This is a genomic window from Chryseobacterium phosphatilyticum, assembly GCF_002899825.2.
Taxonomy (GTDB): Bacteria; Bacteroidota; Bacteroidia; order Flavobacteriales; family Weeksellaceae; genus Chryseobacterium; species Chryseobacterium phosphatilyticum.
This window is the reverse complement of sequence record NZ_PPED02000003.1, coordinates 593,410-616,337: the sequence shown is the minus strand read 5'-3', so window position 1 is coordinate 616,337 and position 22,928 is coordinate 593,410. Positions and strand designations below refer to the sequence as shown.

The window sequence follows — 22,928 nt, the reverse complement described above, 5'->3', positions numbered from 1 at the left end:
CAAATATATAATTTTGAATGCTATAAATACAATCACAAATTATTTTTTAATTCTATTTTAATTAGTGGAAAAAGTGTCTAACACCGGTAAACATCATAGGAATACCGTGTTCATTAGCAGCTTCTATACTGTCCTGATCTTTTACACTTCCACCAGGTTGGATAATTGCCTTGATACCTTCCTGAGCGCAGAAATCTACGACATCACGGAAAGGGAAAAATGCGTCAGAAGCCAATACTAAATCTCCTGCGAATTTTTCTTTAGCTCTTTCAATCGCCTGCTGAGTAGCCCAGATTCTGTTGACCTGTCCGCCTCCGATTCCAAAAGCCTGGATTCCGTTGGACACTACAATAGCATTTGACTTTACATATTTTACCACTCTCTGAGAGAAAAGTAAAGCTTTCTTCTGCTCTTCCGTAGGTTGAGTTTCAGTAACTACTTTAATATCGTCAGAGAAATGCAGGTCATTATCCTGAACCAAAATACCACCATCAACTTTCACCCATGTCTTCTTATCAGAAACAGGGTTTACGATTTTAATGATTCTAAGGTTTTTCTTTTTTCTTAAAACTTCAAGAGCTTCTTCATCAAAGTCCGGAGCCATTACGATCTCCAGGAATGTTTTGTTTAATTCTTCAGCTGTTGCTGCATCAATTTTATAATTCATAGCAACAATTCCGCCAAAGATAGAAACCGGATCACATTCGAAAGTTTTTTGATAGGTTTCTAATGCAGAAGTTCCGATAGCTACCCCACAAGGAGTAGAGTGTTTTACAGCACAACAGGCCATTTCCTCCTTGAACTCTGTTACCACTTTCCAGCAAAGATCCATATCACGAAGATTATTGAAAGAAAGTTCTTTACCTCCCAGTTGCTCAAAGTCTTTCATGGCACCGTTTTCAAAAGTAGAAACGTAGTAAGCAGCTGTCTGGTGAGGGTTTTCTCCATATCTTAAATCGGATACTTTCTTGTAAGACGCATTCAGATAGGTAGGATACTCTTCATCTAAAAGCATTCTTGAGATAGCAGCATCATAAGCAGAGGTAAGGTTGAATACCTTTCCTGCAAGTTTTTTACGAGTTTCAATATAAGTGTCACCATTCTGCTCCATCTCCAGCTTTACTGTAGTATAGTCTTCTACATCCGTAATTACTGTCACGGAGTCAAAATTTTTCGCTGCAGAACGAAGCATAGAAGGACCTCCGATATCGATAAATTCTACTTTCTCATGTAAAGAAATGTCTTTGTTTACATTTTCGAAGAAAGGGTAAAGGTTTACGATAACCATGTCTATCAAACCAATTCCATGTTCCTGAACGGTCTTCATATGCTCTTCGTTATTACGAACAGCTAAAAGACCACCGTGAACTTTAGGGTGTAAAGTTTTCACTCTTCCGTCCAGCATTTCAGGGAAATTGGTTACCTCATCAATCTGAATGGGATTTAAACCAGCGTCTTTCAAATGTTTGAACGTTCCTCCTGTAGAGATCAACTCATAATTTTGAGCTTCCAAAAACTGCGCGAATTCAATTAATCCACTCTTGTCAGAAACACTGATTAAAACTCTCTTTTTACTCATTACTTTCAATTTTTACTTTTCACAGTTATTTCAAACTGTATCCGGGTCTTTCACTTCCGGATTACTTTTATTTTACTTAGATTTTTTTATTAATGTAATAATGCATCAATCTAGCCATTCAGTAATACCTTCAACATAGGTAAACTGTTACATTGCTTATCAGTACATTATTTATTTCCCAGGACCTTATTGATCGCTATTGGAAATATTTCATATTCAATCTGATGAACCTTCTGGGCTAATGTTTCTGGAGTGTCATCGGCTGTTATTTCAAATGATTTTTGAAGAATAGCTTCTCCCTCATCAATCCCAGGAGTCACAAAGTGTACCGTTGCCCCACTCTCTGTTTCTTTAGCTTCAATAACGGCATTATGAACATTCATTCCCCACATTCCTTTTCCTCCGAATTTCGGAAGCAAAGCGGGATGAATATTGATTATTTTACCATTCCAGTTTTCACAGAATTCAGATTTTAAGATGGATAAAAATCCTGCCAATACGATAAGATCAGTATTTTCAGGGATTAGTTTAGCCAGTTCACTGCTGAAATTCTTTCCTCTTGGAATGAGTATGTTTTCTATATTATGATTCTTTGCTCTTTCCAGTCCGAAACATTCTCTGTCAGCTACTACCAAAGATACTTTTGCATTCTGGATTTCCCCAGCTTCAATGGTATCAATGATTCTCTGCAGATTAGTTCCTGAACCGGATACAAGTACAACGATGTTCTTCATTATTCAGATGTTAGATATCAGATTTCAGACTTAAAGTCTGATGTCTGGTGTCTGATGTCATTTAAAATTTCAAATCGATTTTTTCTGCTCCTTCAGTGATTTCTCCAATTTCGTAAGCATCATCTAAAAGGTGCAATATTTTTTCAGCATGTTCAGCATCTACAACGATTACCATTCCTACCCCCATATTGAATGTTCCGTGCATTTCTTGACGTGTGACTCCACCTCTCTTTTCAAGTTCAAGCATGACACTAGGGATTCTGATTTTTGATTCGTCAATAGAAGCACAAAGTCCTTCAGGAATGATTCTCGGAACGTTTTCATAAAGCCCGCCTCCGGTAATATGAGCAATTCCGCTTACTTTTACTTCTTCCAGTACTTTATGGATATCTTTATAGTATAGTCTTGTAGGAACTAGAAGAGTTTCATATAATGGTTTTCCTTCAAACTCTTCTTCAAAGTTTGGGAATACCTTTCTTACTAAAGAGAATCCGTTTGAGTGGAATCCTGAGCTCGGTAATGCAATAATTTTATTACCTGCTTTAATCGCAGATCCGTCAATGATCTGATCTTTTTCTACGATTCCTACACAAAATCCTGCAACATCATAATCTCCCGGCTGGTACATTCCCGGCATTTCGGCAGTTTCGCCACCAATTAACGCACAGTTGTTATCCTTACAAGCACTTACCATTCCTAAAACGATTTCTGCTGCAATTTCAGAATCAAGCTTTCCACAAGCTAAATAATCTAAGAAAAATAAAGGTTTTGCACCATGGCAAAGGATATCATTGGCACACATTGCGAAACAGTCGATACCGATAGAGTCATATTTTTTGGTATCCAAAGCTACTTTCAGCTTTGTTCCTACTCCATCTGTTCCTGAAACAAGAACAGGATTTTTATATCCTCCGATTTCATAAAAAGCGCCAAAACTACCCAAATGATTCAATACATTTGAATTGTGGGTTTCCCCGACTGCTTTTTTGATCTTGTCAACCGTTTTGTACCCTTCTTCTTTGTCTACTCCTGCTGATTTGTAAGTGTTGCTCATGTCTGCTTAGGTTTTTAGATATTGGATTTCAGATTTCTGATGATTAGCGTCTGGTATCTGATGTCTTCTTATCTTTTATATTTTTACTTTTTATATTCAAATTTGGAAAACAAAAAAGCCGACAATCTTTTCAGATTATCGGCCGTTATTTTATCTCAGAATTTCAGAGCCCACAATTTTCCCTTTATGAGAAAAACATTGTTTATAGGAGGTCTGAATTTTCATCTCTTTTCTTTTTGCAAAAATAGTAATTTTAAATGAATATTCAAATTCTATTTTTCAAGGATAGATTCAATGGCTGCAATCTTCTTGATTTTTTCTTTTAATTCGTTGTTTTTCTCTTCATTAGAAATTTTCTGACCTGCTTTATCGAAGTTGTCATTGAAGAAAGGAAGTGAAAAAGTTTCTACCACATTTCCACCATGGAAAGGGAAACGCTTTGATGCAGCTTCTAAAACTCCTGCTCCACCTCTTCCTCCGGGAGATGTAGACATCAATAACATAGGTACTTCATTCCATACTGTTCTGTCTTTGATTCTTGACACCCAGTCGAACACATTTTTGAATGCTGTAGAATAGGTTCCGTTATGTTCTCCTAAAGAAACCAACAATAAGTCTGCTCCATCAATTTTTCCGGCAAAATCATGTGCTTCCTGAGGAACGCCGCCTGCTAATTCTCTTTCATGCTTATAAATGGGCATTTCGAAAGGATTTAAGTCGATTACTTCTACCTCTGCATTTTCAAATAATGTTGATGCGTATGCCACCAACTGCTTGTTCATGGAAACTTCTGAGTTACTTCCTGCTATTGCTAAAATTTTCATACTTTGATAATTATTTTTTAAGTTAATATCAACCCGTCATGGTCATTTCGTAAAATTTCACGAATAACGGGTTGATCTTATTTCTGATTTTAAGATTACAAATTTAGTTTTTTATTTAAGATAAGCCGGTAATTCCATTGGTACTTCCATCAATAATATTTCTGTGTCTTCTACTGCTTCAATGTTAAAACTTTGGGTATCCCAGATTCCCAACCCGTCTCTTTCATTCAAAACACGGTCTCCTACTTTTGCGCTTCCTTTTAAAACAAATGCATACACTCCATTTCCTTTTTTATTAAGTGTATAATTTTTACCGTTTCCTTTTTTAAAGTTAGCCAGATTAAACCAGGCATCCTGATGAATCCATACTCCGTCATCATTTTTATTCGGAGATAAAATCTGTTGGAACCCGTTTATTTTTTCTCCTTCTTTGATGCTTTTCTGATCATATCTTGGCTCAACATTCAGCTCTCTTGGGAAAACCCAGATTTGTAAGAATTTAACCTCTTCATCTTTATTTTTATTATACTCACTGTGTTGTACACCGGTCCCTGCGCTCATCACCTGAATTTCACCTTTTCTGATGACCGCAGTGGTACCTATTGAATCTTTATGTTCCAGATCACCTTCCAAAGGAATGGAGATAATTTCCATATCCCTGTGCGGATGTGTTCCGAAACCCATTCCCTGGGAAACGGTATCGTCATTCAATACTCGTAAAACGCCAAAGTTTGTTCTGTCTCTGTTTTGATAATTGGCAAAACTGAATGTATGATAAGAATTTAACCATCCGTGATTGGCATGGCCTCTTGAATCTGCTTTATGATATACTGTTTTCATTTCTGTGATTATTTTATGATACAAATGTACGGGATGTTATCTGGGAAAAAGTTGATATAGGATAAGAAAGGAAATTTATGACAAAAGAGTTGAGGGAATAATGAAGATGGGCAGGTTGGATACCCAAGATCTGTGTTATTTGTGGAATCTGTCGGAGACTATAGTTCTCCGATCCTTATGATAAAGATAGGTTTCGGCTAAAGCCAATTAATAAACGGATAAAAAAAGCGGGCTTTAGCCCGCTTCTATTGATATTTTGATAAATATTTTTTTCGACAATCACACACAATTTTCAACTCTTAAAAGTGTACCTGCTGGATTTCTTCTTCAATTTCCTTTGGTGTTTCATCTTCAGATTTCACAAAAATCATAGTAACCAACGCTCCTATCAACATACAGATACCTCCAACAACTACATAATCCATAGCCTGTTTTCCAAAAATTCCACTTACAATAGGCCCACCAAACAAACCGTTGATGATCTGTGGAATCACAATAAAGAAATTGAATATTCCCATGTATACCCCCATTTTCTTTTGAGGAATCACTTCAATCAGCATCGCATAAGGCATTGCAAGGATGCTTGCCCACGCAAACCCTAATCCGATCATTGAAATCCATAGATGGTTGACATCTTTAATAAAATACATTGAAATCAGCCCTACACCTCCACACAACAAGGCTAAAGCATGGGTTTGTTTCTTTCCGATCCACTTTGCAATGGGGGTCAATAGAAAAGCAAAAGGTATTGCCCACAGATTATACATTCCGAAGAGTTTACCTGTTAGATCTCCGGCATCATTAAATGCTTTAGAATGGGTATCTTCCGGCGAAAGGCCAAAATGATGGGTAGCTAATGCACTTGTTGTAAACACCCACATGGTAAATAAGGCAAACCATGAAAAGAATTGTACGGCTCCCAACTTTTTCATTTGTGTTGGAATGGCCGCAAAATCTTTAAAAATATCTGAAAATCTTGAAGGCTCTTCTTCTATTTTTTTCGCATCTTCAAATTCTTCAAATTCTTTTGGGGAATATTCTCTGGTTGTAAAAATCGTATATAAAATTGCTATGAGAAGTAATGCTGCCCCTATATAAAAAGAATAGATGACATTATCTGCCACAAAACCTTTGGGGGCTACATTGGAAATTCCCAGATTCGTCAACCAGTCTGGTAAATATGAACCCAGTACAGCCCCAATCCCGATCAGAATGGTTTGTACAGAAAATCCTATTGTTCCCTGATGTTTTGGAAGCATATCTCCTACTAAAGCCCGGAAAGGCTCCATCGCGATATTGACTGAAGCATCCATCATGGCAAGGAAAATAACAGCCAGAAGAAGAGCATTAGCTGCAAACATCTGAGTTACTGATGCTGCATTTGGTAGTAACACAAGTCCTATTGAACATAAAACAGCTCCTATCAGGAAATAGGGTTTCCTTCTTCCTAACGGACTCCAGGTATTATCTCCCATGTGCCCGATAATCGGCTGAACAATCAACCCTGTAATGGGGGCAACCAACCAAAACCATGATAATTCATGAACGTCGGCTCCGAGGTTGGCTAAAATACGGCTTGCATTTCCATTCTGCAACCCGAAAGCCATCTGAATTCCCAAGAAACCCATGCTCATATTAATGATCTGAAGCATGGAAAGATTAGGCTTTATTCTCTTTGAAACTGTATTCTGCGAAAGATTCATTTTTATTTCTTTAATTCCTTGATTAAAGGATCTTCAAGAGCAGTTTTCTCAGCAACTACTTTATCAACTACGTCATTAGGAATGGTCATGGAAAGTACATACTGTTTTATTTTCCATGTTCCGTTGATTTTTTCAACGACTCCGGAACCTCTGCATATTTTCATCTGGGTATCCAATAGTTCATCAAACCATGCCATTTTTCCATCTTTACTGAAATAAATATTTCTTTTCAATGCTGTAAAATTCCAGGTTTTCTTTTTGTCAAAATGAGGTTTTGCCCAGATCATAAAAGCTTTTTTGTCCCAAACTTCAGTAGCATCTGTTCCGATAAATGTAGACTCCTCTGCAAAATAATTAAAGTAGTTGGTATACTCTGCTTTTGCAGCAGCCACATTGAAGGCATCGAGCATGGTACTGATTTCTGATTTTTCTTTTTCAAATCCATTTTTTGACTGTGCCGAGAAAAATGCAGATCCCAATAAGAAGAGGACCAGTACATAAACGCTTATTGATTTTTTCATATAGTTAGTAATTTATTTTTCAAGTTCAATAATCAACGAAGATTTCCCGGGAATGGTGATGTTGTCTTTAAGGTTCCATTTTTTTTCTGAAATCACTTCTTTTCCTTTAGAAAATCCTTGTAATGATTCTTCAAAACGTTTTACATCCAACGTCTGATTTTCCTCATTATTGTTGATGGCAATCATTACACTTTCTTTTTCGTTATATCTGAAATAGGTAAAAACTCCATCCTGAGGAACATAATTTTTAGTTTTCCCGGTATGAATTACTTCTTTTCCTTTTCGCCAGTTCAATAATTTTTGAGTAAACTGAAAGAATTCTTTTTGTTCTGTTTTTTGGGTAGAAAGGTTAAAAGCATTTTGCTGATCTGACTTCCAGCCTCCCGGAAAATCTCTCCTGATATCAGCATCACCCCCTTTGTTTTTATCTCCACGCATCCCTATTTCTGATCCATAATAGATCTGGGGAATTCCGCGAACTGTTGAAATCAGAGTAAGAGCTATTTTATAGGCTTTTGGATCGGAATTGAAGATTTCATTCCATCTTTCTGTGTCATGATTCTCGAAAAAGACGAGAAGGTTATTGATATCCGGATACAGGAAATCGCTGGTAAAAGAGTCATACAATTTTATCATTCCTGTATTCCAGCTTTCTTTTTCTTTCAGTGCTTTAGGCATATCCGCAAATAACATAAAATCCATTACTGAAGGTAAATTCGAATTATACCCTGCTGCTTCTCCAGTTTTGGAATTTTTTTGCCATGCCGAAATCTGTCCTGCTGTATATAACCAGGTTTCTCCTACAATATTGAATTTCGGATATTCATCGGTAATGGCTTTAGCCCATTTTGCCATGGCTTCTTTGTCGTTGTATGGATAAGTATCAACACGAAAACCTCCCAATTCAGCATATTCAATCCACCAGATGGCATTCTGGGTCAGATATTTTAATACTAATGAATTTTTCTGGTTGATGTCCGGCATTGTTTTATCAAACCATCCATCCAGGGCATATTTTTTATCAATTTCAGAAGCGTTGGTGTCAAACTGTGTGGTTGTTTTATAGTTTGATCGCTTAAAGCCATTCTCGCCATCCTTAAACCAATGAATCCAGTCTTTTGTGGGAAGATCTTTGATCATCCAATGAGAAACGCCCCAGTGATTGGTCACATAGTCCATCACCAGCTTCATATTTCTTTTATTGAGTTCGCGGGAAAGAGTTCTGTATTCATCATTGGTTCCGTATCGGGCATCAATTTTATATAAATCAGTTTGGGCATAGCCATGATAAGAATAGACTTTTTCATTGTCTTCATTCACCGGAGTCAGCCACACTGCTGTGGCGCCAAGATTTTGAATGTAGTCAAGATTATTGATGATCCCTTTAAGATCTCCTCCATGTCTTCCATTGGGCAAAGTGCGATCTGCTTTTTCTGTCAATTCCGGAGTGGAGTCATTTTTTACGTCTCCATTGGCAAAACGATCGGGCATAATGAGATACATTACATCTTTTGAGGTAAAAGATTCCCGGTTTGCAGAATTAGGTTCTCTCTGTTTCAACTCATAGATATAAGAGGCGAGATTCTTTTTCCCTTTTTTGATCGTAACAGAAAACTTAGAAGTTTTTATTTCATCGGTATTAAGGGTAATAAAAACATAGTTTGGATTTTCAACTTTCCGAATATCTCTGATCTGTATACCGTCTGAAAGAGTGATTTCCTGATTAGCGATATCTTTTCCATATACTAAAAGCTGTAGTTCGGGGTTTTTCATTCCCTTCCACCAAAATGCAGGTTCTACTCTTTCCAATATTTTTTGGGAAAAAGCAGCAGAAGCGATAGAGAGGGCCAATGCTACATATATTGTCTTCATATTAGTGGTCAATTTAGCATTAAATTTTCAAATATACACTCAAAACCTATCGGAATACATCTTTTCCTTTCTTGCCCTGGTCAAAAATTAAAAATTCACTATCGTTATCTTAAATTCTATTAAAAAAGTGTAAAAATTTTCATAAAATTTTAATCTAAAAATAGGCTGTCCCACCCTTTTTATCTTTAGATTTACAGAAAAAAAGATGTTTGACTTCAGTAATATGTTCAAAACAGAGGGTCCTGATGTTGTTTACACGTGGACAATTCCTGTTTTTGCTGTTATTATTTTTATTGAAATGGCGTACAGCCATTTTAATAAAGAGAAAATTTATGAAACAAAAGATGTCGCAACCAATGTCCTTTTTGCCTTATTAAACTATGGGTTAGACATTATCATGAAAGGCTTTTCTTTGTTTGTTATGATGTTTTTTTATCATCACCGCATTTTTGACTGGCAGGAAGGTATATGGTATTGGATTGCGGTTTTCCTTGCCCAGGACTTTGCCTATTATGTACATCATTATGTAGACCATCATTCACGGGTTTTCTGGGCAGTACATATTACCCATCATAATTCTGATTATTTCAATATCAGTACAGGTTTCAGAAGTCCGGTATTTCAACCGTTGTACCGATATTTATTTTTCTCTCCACTGGCATTCATGGGATTTCATCCATGGCATATTCTGGTAGCTTATTCTGCTATACAGATCTACGGTACTTTTGTTCACACTCAATCGATTAAAAGCATGGGCTTTCTGGAATATATTCTCGTGACTCCATCACATCACCGTGTACATCATGCCTGTAACATCAAATACCTGGATCGCAATATGGGAATGGGACTGATTATCTGGGATAAGATTTTTGGAACATTTGAGAAAGAGGATCCCGAAGTTCCTGTTAAATATGGTGTATATCCGAAAATAAAATCTAAAGATCCTGCTACCATGCTTTTTTATGAATGGAGAAGAATAGGAAAAGATATCAGACAACCCGGCATCTCATTTAAGACCCGGATAAAATATCTTTTTTATTCACCGGGATGGCGACACGATGGTACCGGAAAAACGGTAAAACAATATCAAAGAGAATACAAAGAAAAGATAAAGAAGAAAGGAGAACTTAAGACGTCTCAACAACCTGAAATCCAGGAACCTGAGTATAGTTCAAATTAAAAGATAAAATACCCTAAACTATTACTGTAGTTTGGGGTATTTTTTGAAATTTTAAAAATTGATTTCTTTTTTTCTTAAAGATTTTTCAGCAATTCTGCCGGCTAGCCAGCTCACATAGAACAACTGGAAACTATGATACACCATTACGGGAAGTAAAAATAACACCTTCTTTTCTTCAGGGATACCTAAAACCAAAAGGAAAAGACTTCCGTGAACAAGTGATTTTTTTGAACCACAAAAAGCAACTGTAATGATGTTCTGAGCAGTAAATCCCATCTTTCGTGCGATCAGTTTAAGAACATTATACACTGTAAAAAACAGGAAAACCACACTGAAAGCCAGAATTAAAAAGGTGACCGGAGGAACCGAACTGAAAATATTTTCTATAAATGCTGTTGAAAAGCTTTCGTAAACGATTAATAAAATAATTAATCTATCAAACTCTGCGATGATGCCTGAATATTTTGTTACCCATTTTTTGAAAACAGGATTCAATATAATTCCCAGAATAATAGGCAATAATACTTTCATCAAAAGCTGTTGCAAAACCTCGCCATGATCTCCAGATCCGGATTCTGAAGTTAAGAAAAAACTCATGAGAAGGGGTGTCATCACAATACCTATCAATCCGGAAATTGAAGCATTGAAGATTGCAGAAGTGACATTTCCTTTGGCAATAGACACCATTACTACCGAAGATGAAACCGTAGAAGGAAGACATGCCAGAAAAAATAGGGAAAGCCAGATTTCATGATATTCGGACCCTTTTACGAAAGGATAGAAAATAAGGACCAACAGAGGAAAAAGAATAAATGTTCCTGACTGTATAAGTAGATGTAATTTCCAGTTGGAAATATCTTTTATTACTTCTTTGAGGTTTAATTTGAGGCCATACAATAAAAAAATGACCGCAATTCCCCAATCTATAAAGGCTGAAAGGTTAAAATAAGAATTGTAAGATTCGTGAAAAGGGATCAGATATCCCATGAAGACCATCCCGATCAGAAGGAGAAGAAAAACATTTTGTTTATTGAAAATTTTAGCCATCAACATTAAAAATAGAATATTCACACATAAAATAATCCTTAAAGGCAAAAACCTTTAAGGATTATAAAGTTAAGGAATATTATTTATCCCCATTATTATTGCTTTTCGACATAGCCTTCATTAAACAATTTATTAGGTTTCATATACACCACATTGTTTTGAAAATCCAGGAAAACATTAAATCTTTTTAGAATTTCATTCCCCAGAATATTCATTTTTTTATCATTTACAGGTCTGCTTGCGGAAAGCAACTGAGCTGGAATATTTTTAAGGCTATATCTACCCAGACTCAGCGTTTCAAGGTTGGCAGTAACGACCGGAATTTCATTTCCTTTAGCTCCTTTCATAATCACCTTTTTTATCAGCTTCATTTGATCTGTAGGAAATTTTTGTTCTTTCAACAGAGGGCCATCCAGCATCACTGTTCTCTGATAACCGGTGTCAAAAAGAAACCAGTCTTTATTTTTTACTGAACCTTGCTGTATTGTTGTTTCAACAAAAAATAATTTATCGAAAAACGTGATATTTAATTTTTCATAGGCTTTATCTTTTTTCACTTTTTCCGGAAGTTGAGAATGAACAATCATATTTCCAAGATCATAATTAAGCTCAACAACCATTCCGTCAAAGAGATCCCAGCCAAATCTTCCATCGGTTCCATGTCCGGTTAATTCTACTTTGAAAATTCTGAAATCCTGATACTTTTTGTTTCCTATAGCAAGTACATTGACTCCCGATTTTAAGGATTGTTTAATTTTGTTCTGTAATGTTTCCTGAGTAAGAGAAAGATTACTGCTTCCCGTATCGAAATTCAGGGTAAGAGAGTCTGTTTTGTTTAAAGCTGCTTTTACGAACATGGTATTCTGTTCGTTAATCCCCATACGAATTGTATCGTGAAAAGCAGGATGGACAGTACTAAAATTCTTAGAGGGTAGACTTTCAATCCTTGTTAAACATGAATCTTTACCTTTAAGAAGGATGATAAAATCTTTTTTCTCGCCTTTTTTTATTTTTATTCTGATAGAATCGATATCTGTTTTTACCTTTATTGTTTTCGAACCCTTTACCATTCTGGAAACAGTATACACATCGGGCTTTATGGACGGATCGATATTCCAGTCTGTTTTGAGATCGTTATCTTCTTCAATGAAAATTGCTTTTGAAGAATTGGCATTCAATACAGGAAGTTTTTTCTGAGCCATTATCTGAATAATCGAAAAAATTGATACTAAAAAAGTTAATGTATATTTCATAATAAAGTTATTCATTACAATAAAAACTTGCCCAGATAAGTCATAAGAATATCAAGAGAACCCGTCCCCATTGTAGACCCGTCATGGAAGCAATTGTCTGTAGGTGCAATATAATAATGATAGGGTTTATGCTCTATTCTTAAAACAGGATAGTCAGGAAAAAGTTTTAGGAAATAAGAGGTAATATTTTTATTGTTTACTTCGTTTTCTTTGATATCAATTTTCTTTTTGATCATGTCATAGACCTGAAGCATAGACAAATTGATAATGAGCAGATATCTCGATTCTTGTCCCAGATTGAAGGCAATACGGTTTCCGAATTTATGGGCGGTATGCAAAGTCATATCTTTGGAACTGTCTTTATGCACTCCGATAAACCTGATATCATGGATGGTGTAGCCGGGAGGTAGCTTTCTTTTATCCAAAGAAACAATTTCGCTGTTGGCAAAATTGGCTGCAAGGCTCATAAATTTAAACGGGGCCAGAGAAATACTCTCAAGAAATGCATTTAATTTGTCATTCATCTGACTGACCAGCATTTCATTTTCCCTGAATCGATCAAATACTTCCGTCTCTGTAGTAGCACTATGAAGGTCAAGTTTAATGAAAAGTTCTTTTATATCATGAGGAATTTCTCCTGTAAAAACGGAATTATAATCTCTTTTATTTTTATGATCTCCTGTAAATATTTTAGATTCTTCCTCAGTAGGAGTTCGCCAGTCCCTTTTGGGAAGATGAGCCTCCGGTTCATATTTTTGTACAAACTTTTGATTTTTAAAAATAATTTCGTTCGGAATCTGCTTTGCGTGATGGATGGTGCCTGAGTTGATCTGAACATTCCCTTCCTTCTCATTCAGATATATTTTAATCCCTGGTTTTAGTTTTTTCATATGTAATATCTTAATATTGGTGATTGTATCTAGTATTTATCAAATACTCCTGTATAAACCATGGTAATATCAAAAAATTTGTTTCCCAATGTCGTCCCGTCATGAATGAAGTTATCTGTAGGGGCAATATAATACTGATAAGGTTTTATTTCCAGCCTCAGTACAGGATAATGAGGGTATAATTTAAAAAATTCTTCTACAATATTCTCGGAGGTAATTTTTTCTGAGTTTTTTTTTTGAATTTTAGTATAAATCTGCCTCAGGGTAAGATTAATAAAATAAAGAAACCGGGATTCAGCACTTACATTAATAGAAATTCTGTTATCTGATTTGTAAGCGGTATGAGGTGTAAAAAAAATGCTTTTGTCAATATGTAATCCTGTATATTTAAACGTATTATCACCTGTATGGTGAAAAGTTGTACTTTGCATATCAGGCAATGATCTTGCAATTCTATGAAATTTATAGTTTCCGGTTACTGATTTCTGATCCAAAAAAGTATTCAGTTCTTCATTCAGTTTCCTGATCAGTTCTTCATTTTTTTCAAATTGCTTCGGAACATCAAAAAGAGATTCACATTCATTCAATTTAAGATTCTGAAACAACTTTTCTAAAGATCGCGGAATCTCACCCATTCCCAGGGTATTGAACATCCTGCTATCCTCATTGGCTGTGAAAATTTGCTTATACTCCCAATCGGTAAGTGCCCTCCATTCTGGATTGGGTAAATAGGCGTTGTGATAATATTCTATCTCAGGGTTCGTGTTATGAACCGGTAAAACTCCCGAGTTTATACTGATCTGATCTTTTATATTTTCAATCTGCCGACTGTAAACTCTGATACCTTCTTTTAAATTCATGCTAAACTGTAAGCTAATAATTTTTCTTTAATTTCTTGCTGAGGAAAACCTTCATTTATATTTTCCAGTTCCTGTACAATGTCATCATATGAAACTCTGGTAAGTTGCATTTCTTCACACACCTCTTCCGGAAGGCTATCAATAAGATCATTCTGGATATAGCTCACCAGCTTTATCATATCATGACAATAAATTGTAGGATTGTCGAATCCTTTTTCATTGGAATATCTGTTGAGCAGAAAACCTCCTCCACAAATTTCATAAATCGGACAATGAAGACATTTTGCATTCACCATCTGATGAGAGTTGATGTAAACATCAAAAAGAGGATCTTCCAGGATCGCTGCAATTTCATGAGTATGAATGTTAATATTATTTCTGGTGATTCCTTCATAACAAGCTCTGATAGAGTCTGCAACTTCCAGATTTCCGTTGGTTTCCACCACCGCTACTCCATTTTTTTTCAATCCTACCATCTGATCTCCTACTTCTTCACCTGCGACAAGCTGGATAAGCGTTTTGAAGAATCTCATATTAGGTCTGTCCGGATCGTTCTTCCATATTTGAAACAGCTCAATCAACCAATCTGCAAAAGGAGTATATCCATGAGTATTGATCTTCTCCGGAAGTATATCATCGGGTAATTTATCAAAATGGCCATCCGGAAGAAGAAGGTTAAAACTCGGTATATTAAGATTTTTGAATTCCTGATACAGCTCCCTGGGAGTAATGTTAAGATTAACGACAGATAAAACGCCATGCATCCCTTTATCCAAACCAATCTGAATAGCATGCCGAACCTCATCGTAAGACCCTTTCCCGTTATGAAAAACACGGTATTTATCGTGATATTCTTTAGGCCCATCCATGCTGATTCCGACACGGATATTGAGTTCATCAAAAAGAGCATACCAGTCTTCATCCAGCCCGACACCATTGGTTTGAATTACAAAATCAAAATATGAATCGTTGAGCGTTTCTGTAAATATCCGGACACTTTCCTTATAAAATTCCTTAGGAAAAAGTAAAGGCTCACCACCATGAAATACAATCTGAAAAGCTTTTAATCCGTTTTCAGTGCTATAGCGTGATAATTTTTCAGCGAATGTTTTTATGGTATGTATGGACATAAATTTAGGCTGTTTCAAATACGTTTTATCGCCTAAATTGTACATATAACAATAAGAACAGTTGAGGTTGCATCTGCTTGCAACCTTCAGAACAAAAGAAGTAACCATATCTCTATCAATAATAAAGTTCTTCGCTATTTGACTAACGAAGAACTTAAATTTTTTATAAAAAAGTAATTTTTAAGCTCTTAAAAAAGTATCATGAGCTCTGTCGTATGCTGCAGAAGCTCCTGAAATAGCCACTACACCACAAGTTCCGATTGAAGAGTCGATACCACGTCCCCCAAAGATAGATTTGTAAAGGTCTGCGTTTTTTTCAGAGTTTTGGATTGATTTTTTAAGAATTTCCTTTTGTTCAAGATTTTTAGAAATCTGTACTTTCTTTTTCATGTTTAATTAGTTTTGATTAATAATTTTACTTACATCACCAAATATAGATAAATATTTAAAAAAACAAAACTATTTTAACTTAATTATTCCTTTTTTTTAAAAATTAAAAAAAACTTCACTACATCCAAAGAAAGCAAAGCCAAAAAAAACCAGGAAGAATACACATTTCTCAGCCTATTTTTCCCGGTTTTTAAATTATTTTACAGGTTTGATAGAAACAGCAAAACCACCGCTTCTTACCATTTTGAAATTAATTTTTGATTTGCTTGTAATCTCTTTTTTGTAGATATTATAGCTTTGAGGATTATCAATATAATCTGCATCTTTTCCATCTTCATAGATGGTTGCTTCATATTTTTTCCCTTTATCAAGGAATGAGAAGTCAACAGTATATTCACGTTTATTTTCGTCTGTAATACCTCCTACAAACCAGTTTTCAGTACCTTTTGCTTTTCTTGCAGTGATCACATAATCTCCCGGCTCAGCAGATAATATTTTTGTATCATCCCAGTCTGCTGCTACATCTTTAATAAACTGGAAAGCATCCATATGTTTTTTATAGTTCTCAGGAAGGTCTGCTGCCATCTGAAGAGGCATATACATTGTTACATACAATGCAAGCTGCTTAGCCAGTGTAGTTTTTACAAAACGATTATCTCCAGGGAAATAATAATCCAACTTTGTCTGGAAAATTCCCGGTGTATAGTCCATAGATCCACCCATCCATCTTGTGAACGGAAGAACCGTCTGATGATCCGGCTTATTTCCTCCAAATGCTTCATATTCTGTACCACGGGCTGCTTCTGCAGAAATATAATTCGGATAGGTACGGCTTTCTCCCGTAGGACGCACAGATTCATGAGAATTTACCATGATTTTATAATCATTTGCTTTTTCAGCAATTCTATAATAATGGTTGATCGTCCATTGAGAATAATGATGCTCGCCTCTTGGGATGATATCACCCACATATCCGGTTTTAACTGCATCATATCCATATTTATTCATGGTCTGGAATGCTTTATCTGCCCATCTTTCATAGTTGGTTGCAGAACCTGAAGTTTCGTGGTGCATGATCAGCTTGATTCCTTTAGAGTGCGCATACTCATTCAACATTTTGATATCAAAATCCGGGTAAGGAGTGATGAAATCAAAAACATATTCTTTGGAATTTCCAAACCAATCTTCCCAACCGATATTCCAGCCTTCGATCAATAATCCCTGGAATCCGTTTTCTGCTGCGAAATCAATATATTCTTTCACTTTGGTGTTGTTGGCAGCATGTTTCCCGTTAGGAGTCAGTTTTGCAAAATCTGTTTTACCTAAGTGTACGTTTTCAGCAGTAGAATATGCCCATTGTGACTTACCAATAATCATTTCCCACCAGACGCCCATATATTTTGTAGGGTGAATGTAAGAAGTATCGGTATATTTTGTAGGCTCATTAAGGTTGAAGATCATTTTAGAATCCATTACCTCTTCAGCTTTTGGAGCAACGATGATCGTTCTCCAGGGTGTCACAGATGGAGTCTGAATATATCCTTTTGCTCCTTGTCTGTCAGCAGTTAAATGCGTTTTGAATTTAAAATTCGCAGCATCAACTTCCAGATGTGAAGCCGGATAATCTAATACAGCCGCTTCAGCAACGTTGATATATAAAGGATTTTTTCCTTCTTTTTTAAGCATCAATGGAGATTGAACAGCATTTTTCACCAACGTCTGAGAAGCATTGGCATCGAATGCCTTATCCCATTTTCCAGGAATTTCAGAGACTTTTGTTTCCTGATACTGATATTCCTGAGAATCGTAATCTGCCACCATCCACCAGGCCTTCATATCGGTTGGAAAATCGATTTCAGAATCTTCCTCTCTGATGACAAAATAGTTCAGATTTTTCTGTTGCGGGAATTCATATCTGAATCCCAATCCGTCGTTGAATAATCTGAACTTCACTACAATACTTCTGTCTGTAGACGCCTGATTCAACGTGACTGCCAATTCATTATAATTGTTGATATAATTCTTCTTCTCTCCTAAAACAGGTTGCCATGTTTCATTTTTAGAATCTCTTTTTTCATCTACTTTAGCAAAACCGTTATTCAAATCGAATTTTGCATCTTCCGGTTTCGCGATTTCAGAAGCGAATTTTATCGCTTTGTCTTTAAATAATCTTAACCCCAATTTAGAATCTTCAACTACCACTGAACCGTTGTATTTCAGGTTGTAAAAAGGAACTCCGTCTTTCAACTGAAAATTCATTTCAAACTTCCCGTCCGGTGATTTTAAAGATTGTGCCTTCACACCTGCAAACATCATCGAGAGCAAAAGGGCTCCAACTGTAATTTTCTTCATAATGACTATTTATTAAACTTTAGTAAAAGAAAACGCTGCACAGAGCAGCGTTTTTACTCTTTATCAATGTAAATTGTATTAATACCCTGTATTTTGTACCAGGTTTGGATTAGCAATAAGATCCCTTGTAGGAATCGGGAAAAGGTTTCTGTAGCTGTCAACAGCTTTTCCATCTTTTACATTTCCTTTCCATGGCCACAGATAAGCTCCGGTAGTATATTTACCGAATCTGATAAGATCTGATCTTCTGGTCATTTCCCATGACAATTCTCTTGCTCTTTCGTCTAAGATAAAATCAAGGTTAATAGCGCTAACATTTCCGCTTGTATCTCCATAAGCACGCTCTCTCAGCTTATTGACATATTCAATAGCAGTAGCCTGACTACCTCCGCTTCCACCTCTGAGCACCGCTTCTGCATACATCAGATAAATATCTGCCAAACGGTACAAAGGAATATCAGCTTCTACCCAGTTATTGTGAGCACCGGCAGATCCGTTACTTTTAATGTTTTTATATTTGATAAAGGCATATCCGTCATTGAAAGACGCCAGATCATTAATTTCAAGGTTTTGTCCCTGGGTAAAGAATCTTCCTCTTTTATCATTTCCGTTAGCCGGGAATAAGCCTACAAATGATTTTGTAGCTCTCAGACCGTACCAACCTCCATTGATTCCATAATCTACAGCTTTCATATCACCTCCTACGGCTGCGTGTACCATATAGGTAGTTCCACCGTTAGTCTGGGTGTTGATTCCGTCAAAGTTTACACTTAAAATCTGTTCGGAATTGCTGATGTTGTTATCTGCTAAAAACAGGTCTTCATATTTTGGTTTTAAAGAATACCCGGCTCCGATCACTTTATTACAATACGTGATACAATCGGTATTTCTTTGAGTTCCCGTATAGACTTCAGCATTTAAATACAATCTTGCCAGCAAAGCCCATACTGCAGCTTTATCAGCTCTTCCATATTCGTTTGTTCTTGGATCTTTTAATTGATCAGCAATGGCTAAAAGTTCAGTCTCAATATATTTGAATAAGTCTTTTCTTTCTATTCTTCCTGGCGGATTAGGTGTTCCCGGAGTGTAAGCTTCATCTACAAAAGGAACATTTCCAAACATATCCAAAGCATGGAAATAAGATTGCGCTCTTAAGAAGCGAGCTTCTGCCCGCATTAATTTTGCCTGGGTAAGATTTTCCCCGGTAATATTGTTTGTGCTCAGTCTTTCATCGGTAACATTTCTTAAAAACTCATTACAATAAGCAATTTCCGTATATACTCTGTAATACATTGCTGCAATAAATTCGTTGGAGGCATCCCACGTCATTTTGTGCATTGTGTGAAGATTTCCGTCATTCCAGCCAATTACAGCTTCATCTGTAGTCACCACATTAAGGGTATACAACAATCTTGTATATTGAGAAAAGCCACCATTGATCCCGTTAATATCACTATCCGGCTGATCTCCGTCACCACTGATCTGTCCTCCCATGGCAAGGCCTCCATATAACTTAGCCAACACATTTTTATAGTTGGAGAAATCTTTATAGATATTATTTCCAATCTGATCTGTTATCGGTTCTCTTTCCAGGTCTTTCAAACAGGACGCTGCTGTTGTTAACAGAAATGCAGCAGAAATTGGTAATATTATATTTTTAAGTTTAATCTTATTAAGTCTCATCATACTTCTTATTTAAAATTGAAAGTTAAAGCCTAATGAATAAATTCTAGGCATCTGATAATATCCGTTGTCTATCCCACCATATACTTCAGGATCCAGACCTGAATATTTAGAGATCACAAAAACATTTTGTGCCATACCATACACTTTCAGATTACTTCCTTTGGAGAAAATTTCTCCGAAATTATATCCGATATTAAGATTATCCAATCTGAAAAATGATGCATTTTCCACATAAATATCAGATCTGTACTGGAAATCTGAGAACTTATAGTCAGCAGCGGACGAAAATACATTCTGTAGGTACTCGTTGGTAGAAGCAGACTTCAGGGAACTATTGGATGCCGCATTATTATATACATAGTTACCCAATACAGCTCTTGCGCTTAAAGCAAAATCCCATTTTTTATGAGACAATTTGGTAGAAAAACCTAAAATAGCATCAGGAGTAGTTGATTTGTAATAATACATATCTTTCGTGTTGATGACCCCATCACCGTTTCTGTCTACATACCCACCACTGATCGGGTTTCCGCTTCCGTCATATGCCTGTTGGTATACCCAGAATGAATTAGGAGCATATCCTACAGCATGAGCCTGAATTCTGTTTCCTGACCCTCCTTCAATTCCTCCAACTTCCATATTAAAGGATTCTCCTCCTCTGTCTTTCAATTTTGTAATGATAGGTTTGTAGTGCGTTGCATTAAAGCTTACTTCCCAGGTGGTATTTTCATTTTTAACAGGAATTACAGTAACAATTCCTTCAATCCCTTCATTTTTCATATCTCCGATATTCTGCCAGCTTGCATTACTTAAACCTCCTGCCGGTTCGTCTGCAAATACCAATAAATCTTTGGTGTCTTTTCTGAAGAGATCAATGGATCCTGTTACTCTGTTTTTAGCAAAACCAAAATCCAATCCTATGTTTTTGGTAACGGTCGTTTCCCAGGTAAGATTAGGATTGAAATTGGCTGGACGGAACATATAATAATATTCGTTGCCAAACTGATAATAGGCTCCCGGATTACTTGGATTATAAGCTCCCAATGCAGGATAATTATTCGGTTTGTTACCATTTACGCCCAATGCCGGTAATTCCTGCTGTCCTGTTTTCCCCCATCCTGCTCTCAGTTTTAAGGTACTGATCGCTGAAATATTTTTAATAAAATTTTCTTCGTTTAATTTCCATGCTAAAGATAGCCCCGGAAATACCCCCCAAACATTATCTCTTGTCAGGTTATAGAACCTTGAAGAACCATCCCTACGGATAGATCCGGAAATGATATATTTGTTGGCAATGGTGAAAATAGCTCTACCATAGAAAGAGATCAGTGTATTTCGGCTTTCAAAATCCACATCTTTTGTATTATTTCCGATCCCTCTGTACGTCATAGCCCCCGGGATAAGGATATTAAAATCCTGATAAGAATATCCGGCAGTAAGATCTACCCCAGTATTAATTGCAGAGATATTTTTAGTATAGCTCAAATAGGTTTCCAACAACTTATTTTTCTTCTCCATAGAATAGAAGTTCTCACTTCCTTTGTCTTCGTATCCTATTCTGTATCTTGCATCTTTTACTTTGTGCCCTTCACTTTTGGTATAATCATAACCTGCGTTTACGTTAAAATGTAAATCCGGAAGAAAATGGAATTTGTAATCCAACTGAATATTTCCCAACCCTCTGGTCACTGAAGAAACGTCACGCAGACCATCAATCATTCCCAGTGGATTTGAACTGGCATTTACATTATAACCATTGGGAGAATTGGCATCCAACCATTCATAATATCCGCCATACTTAGAGTTCCCGGAATATACGGGTTGTGTAGGGTCAAAATAAGTAGCCGCTTTTATTACCCCTGCATCAACAAATCTATTGTCGGTAAAAGTTCCTTTTGCGTTTACATTCACTGATAAATGATTATCGAAGAATTTAGGATTCAGATTTAACCCTACTGAAGTTCTTTTGAATGAGTTTGATCTTACAATACCATTTTGTTCATTATATCCGATTGATAAACGATACGGTAAATTTTTAATTCCCCCGGAAAAAGCAACATTATTATCTGTTCCCCAGGCTGTCTGATAGATGACATCCTGCCAATTGGTATTTGAGTTTCCGAGCTTCGTTTTATAATTGTCGGGAGCATAGGTATTCACAAATTTTCTAAACTCATCAGCATTTAAAACATCTACATTACCCATTTTGGTAGAAAGTGAAGTCACCGTTGAGAAGTTCACTTTGAATCTTCCGGCACTTCCTTTTTTGGTAGTGATCAAAATAACCCCGTTAGATGCCCTGTTTCCATAGATTGCGGTTGCAGAAGCATCTTTTAAGATATCAAATGTTTCAATATCATTAGGATTTATTAATGATAAGGGATCTGACACTCCATTTACTCCCACAAAATCCTGAGGTACTCCATCAATAACAATCAACGGTGAGTTCTCCCCTCCAAGAGAAGAGGTTCCTCTGATACGGATTTTAGTTCCGGATCCCGGAGCACCGCTATTATTGGTAATCTGTACCCCCGGTGTTTTTCCCTGGATCAACTGCCCGGCAGAAGTAGCTCCGCCGTTGAAGTCTTTGGCTGTAACCGAAGTGATGGAACCTGTAAGGTCAGATTTCTTTTGTTTCCCGTACCCGATCAATACAACTTCTTCAATCTTCTTCTCCTTCGTGACAGAGTCTGTGGTCTGCGCATGCATTATTGTACTGGCCAATAAAAAAGCGGGCGCAACTTTTAATACCGTTGTAAAATTCTTCACAATCTTATTTTTAATATAGTTTCGTTTTTGTTCATTTTTAGCGTAAAGCTTGTGTGCAATTTAAAAAAAAATCAGAATTATCATAATTTTAATATAATTTAAGTTAAAATTCTGTATATTACGAAACTAAAATAAGTTAGTTCTTTACAATCCAATAATTTATTGGATCATATGTAATGCATAACATATTCTTTACAGCAATCAATAAGTTAAACATTTGTTTAACTTTATTTCATATTAAACT

At 36.2% G+C, this 22,928-nt stretch carries 18 protein-coding genes; 1 reads left to right on the top strand and 17 read right to left on the bottom strand.

Annotated elements, in window-relative coordinates; genetic code table 11:
* Nucleotides 1-61: 61 nt before the first annotated feature.
* The 8 genes from purH to C1631_RS14650 all read right to left on the bottom strand — a co-directional run bounded on the left by purH (nt 62) and on the right by C1631_RS14650 (nt 9,127).
* On the bottom strand, nt 62-1,579 hold the full coding sequence (gene purH / locus C1631_RS14690; RefSeq protein ID WP_109713002.1) for a bifunctional phosphoribosylaminoimidazolecarboxamide formyltransferase/IMP cyclohydrolase: 1,518 nt from the start codon (nt 1,577-1,579) through the stop codon (nt 62-64).
* 167 nt (nt 1,580-1,746) lie between these two features.
* Nucleotides 1,747-2,313 (bottom strand): phosphoribosylglycinamide formyltransferase, encoded by a 567-nt coding sequence (gene purN / locus C1631_RS14685; RefSeq protein WP_109713000.1) that lies wholly within the window; start codon nt 2,311-2,313, stop codon nt 1,747-1,749.
* Nucleotides 2,314-2,374: 61 nt separating this feature from the next.
* A complete protein-coding gene (gene purM / locus C1631_RS14680) occupies nt 2,375-3,367 on the bottom strand; it encodes a phosphoribosylformylglycinamidine cyclo-ligase (RefSeq protein ID WP_109712998.1) in 993 nt (330 codons plus the stop codon).
* A 272-nt stretch (nt 3,368-3,639) separates the two neighbouring features.
* The gene (locus tag C1631_RS14670) at nt 3,640-4,191 is read right to left on the bottom strand and encodes an NADPH-dependent FMN reductase (RefSeq protein ID WP_109712994.1); all 552 of its coding nucleotides are present in this window, start codon (nt 4,189-4,191) and stop codon (nt 3,640-3,642) included.
* A gap of 111 nt (nt 4,192-4,302) precedes the next feature.
* A complete protein-coding gene (locus C1631_RS14665; protein ID WP_109712992.1) occupies nt 4,303-5,031 on the bottom strand; it encodes a pirin family protein in 729 nt (242 codons plus the stop codon).
* 299 nt (nt 5,032-5,330) lie between these two features.
* On the bottom strand, nt 5,331-6,734 hold the full coding sequence (locus tag C1631_RS14660; protein ID WP_109712990.1) for an MFS transporter: 1,404 nt from the start codon (nt 6,732-6,734) through the stop codon (nt 5,331-5,333).
* Between the two features lie 2 nt (nt 6,735-6,736).
* On the bottom strand, nt 6,737-7,255 hold the full coding sequence (locus C1631_RS14655; protein WP_103249617.1) for a nuclear transport factor 2 family protein: 519 nt from the start codon (nt 7,253-7,255) through the stop codon (nt 6,737-6,739).
* Between the two features lie 12 nt (nt 7,256-7,267).
* Complete coding sequence (locus tag C1631_RS14650; RefSeq protein WP_109712988.1) at nt 7,268-9,127, bottom strand: glycoside hydrolase family 13 protein; 1,860 nt, start codon at nt 9,125-9,127, stop codon at nt 7,268-7,270.
* 205 nt (nt 9,128-9,332) lie between these two features.
* Here C1631_RS14650 and C1631_RS14645 point away from each other — a divergent pair, with 205 nt between their 5' ends.
* Entirely contained in the window at nt 9,333-10,307 is a 975-nt protein-coding gene (locus C1631_RS14645) for a sterol desaturase family protein (RefSeq protein WP_109712986.1), read from the top strand.
* 51 nt (nt 10,308-10,358) lie between these two features.
* On the opposite strand, the gene C1631_RS14640 is transcribed toward C1631_RS14645, so the two are convergent.
* The 9 genes from C1631_RS14640 to C1631_RS14600 all read right to left on the bottom strand — a co-directional run bounded on the left by C1631_RS14640 (nt 10,359) and on the right by C1631_RS14600 (nt 22,684).
* On the bottom strand, nt 10,359-11,354 hold the full coding sequence (locus C1631_RS14640; RefSeq protein WP_109713333.1) for a bile acid:sodium symporter family protein: 996 nt from the start codon (nt 11,352-11,354) through the stop codon (nt 10,359-10,361).
* 95 nt (nt 11,355-11,449) lie between these two features.
* A complete protein-coding gene (locus C1631_RS14635) occupies nt 11,450-12,607 on the bottom strand; it encodes a pepsin/retropepsin-like aspartic protease family protein (RefSeq protein ID WP_123966693.1) in 1,158 nt (385 codons plus the stop codon).
* Between the two features lie 14 nt (nt 12,608-12,621).
* Nucleotides 12,622-13,497, bottom strand: coding sequence for a hypothetical protein (locus C1631_RS14630; protein ID WP_109712983.1), 876 nt, complete (start codon nt 13,495-13,497; stop codon nt 12,622-12,624).
* A 29-nt stretch (nt 13,498-13,526) separates the two neighbouring features.
* Complete coding sequence (locus C1631_RS14625) at nt 13,527-14,357, bottom strand: hypothetical protein (protein ID WP_103247776.1); 831 nt, start codon at nt 14,355-14,357, stop codon at nt 13,527-13,529.
* Nucleotides 14,354-15,595 (bottom strand): radical SAM protein, encoded by a 1,242-nt coding sequence (locus C1631_RS14620; RefSeq protein WP_103247775.1) that lies wholly within the window; start codon nt 15,593-15,595, stop codon nt 14,354-14,356. The genes C1631_RS14625 and C1631_RS14620 overlap by 4 nt, the downstream gene beginning before the upstream one ends.
* Before the next feature lie 72 nt (nt 15,596-15,667).
* The gene (locus C1631_RS14615) at nt 15,668-15,877 is read right to left on the bottom strand and encodes a hypothetical protein (RefSeq protein ID WP_109712980.1); all 210 of its coding nucleotides are present in this window, start codon (nt 15,875-15,877) and stop codon (nt 15,668-15,670) included.
* A gap of 195 nt (nt 15,878-16,072) precedes the next feature.
* Nucleotides 16,073-18,229 carry a glycoside hydrolase family 97 protein gene (locus C1631_RS14610; protein ID WP_109712978.1) on the bottom strand — a complete coding sequence of 719 codons (2,157 nt, stop codon included), beginning with the start codon at nt 18,227-18,229 and terminating at the stop codon, nt 16,073-16,075.
* Between the two features lie 78 nt (nt 18,230-18,307).
* Nucleotides 18,308-19,912 (bottom strand): RagB/SusD family nutrient uptake outer membrane protein, encoded by a 1,605-nt coding sequence (locus C1631_RS14605; RefSeq protein WP_109712976.1) that lies wholly within the window; start codon nt 19,910-19,912, stop codon nt 18,308-18,310.
* Nucleotides 19,913-19,924: 12 nt separating this feature from the next.
* The gene (locus C1631_RS14600; RefSeq protein WP_109712974.1) at nt 19,925-22,684 is read right to left on the bottom strand and encodes a SusC/RagA family TonB-linked outer membrane protein; all 2,760 of its coding nucleotides are present in this window, start codon (nt 22,682-22,684) and stop codon (nt 19,925-19,927) included.
* Nucleotides 22,685-22,928 lie beyond the last annotated feature (244 nt).

Bases quoted from the DNA above. Each gene is read 5' to 3' on its own strand.
- C1631_RS14660 (WP_109712990.1), bottom strand. From the start codon at position 6,734: ATGAATCTTTCGCAGAATACAGTTTCAAAGAGAATAAAGCCTAATCTT.
- C1631_RS14665 (WP_109712992.1), bottom strand. From the start codon at position 5,031: ATGAAAACAGTATATCATAAAGCAGATTCAAGAGGCCATGCCAATCAC.
- C1631_RS14605 (WP_109712976.1), bottom strand. From the start codon at position 19,912: ATGAGACTTAATAAGATTAAACTTAAAAATATAATATTACCAATTTCT.
- C1631_RS14645 (WP_109712986.1), top strand. From the start codon at position 9,333: ATGTTTGACTTCAGTAATATGTTCAAAACAGAGGGTCCTGATGTTGTT.
- C1631_RS14670 (WP_109712994.1), bottom strand. From the start codon at position 4,191: ATGAAAATTTTAGCAATAGCAGGAAGTAACTCAGAAGTTTCCATGAAC.
- C1631_RS14635 (WP_123966693.1), bottom strand. From the start codon at position 12,607: ATGAAATATACATTAACTTTTTTAGTATCAATTTTTTCGATTATTCAG.
- C1631_RS14650 (WP_109712988.1), bottom strand. From the start codon at position 9,127: ATGAAGACAATATATGTAGCATTGGCCCTCTCTATCGCTTCTGCTGCT.
- purH (WP_109713002.1), bottom strand. From the start codon at position 1,579: ATGAGTAAAAAGAGAGTTTTAATCAGTGTTTCTGACAAGAGTGGATTA.
- purM (WP_109712998.1), bottom strand. From the start codon at position 3,367: ATGAGCAACACTTACAAATCAGCAGGAGTAGACAAAGAAGAAGGGTAC.
- C1631_RS14655 (WP_103249617.1), bottom strand. From the start codon at position 7,255: ATGAAAAAATCAATAAGCGTTTATGTACTGGTCCTCTTCTTATTGGGA.
- C1631_RS14640 (WP_109713333.1), bottom strand. From the start codon at position 11,354: ATGGCTAAAATTTTCAATAAACAAAATGTTTTTCTTCTCCTTCTGATC.
- C1631_RS14620 (WP_103247775.1), bottom strand. From the start codon at position 15,595: ATGGTTACTTCTTTTGTTCTGAAGGTTGCAAGCAGATGCAACCTCAAC.
- C1631_RS14615 (WP_109712980.1), bottom strand. From the start codon at position 15,877: ATGAAAAAGAAAGTACAGATTTCTAAAAATCTTGAACAAAAGGAAATT.
- C1631_RS14630 (WP_109712983.1), bottom strand. From the start codon at position 13,497: ATGAAAAAACTAAAACCAGGGATTAAAATATATCTGAATGAGAAGGAA.
- C1631_RS14625 (WP_103247776.1), bottom strand. From the start codon at position 14,357: ATGAATTTAAAAGAAGGTATCAGAGTTTACAGTCGGCAGATTGAAAAT.
- purN (WP_109713000.1), bottom strand. From the start codon at position 2,313: ATGAAGAACATCGTTGTACTTGTATCCGGTTCAGGAACTAATCTGCAG.
- C1631_RS14610 (WP_109712978.1), bottom strand. From the start codon at position 18,229: ATGAAGAAAATTACAGTTGGAGCCCTTTTGCTCTCGATGATGTTTGCA.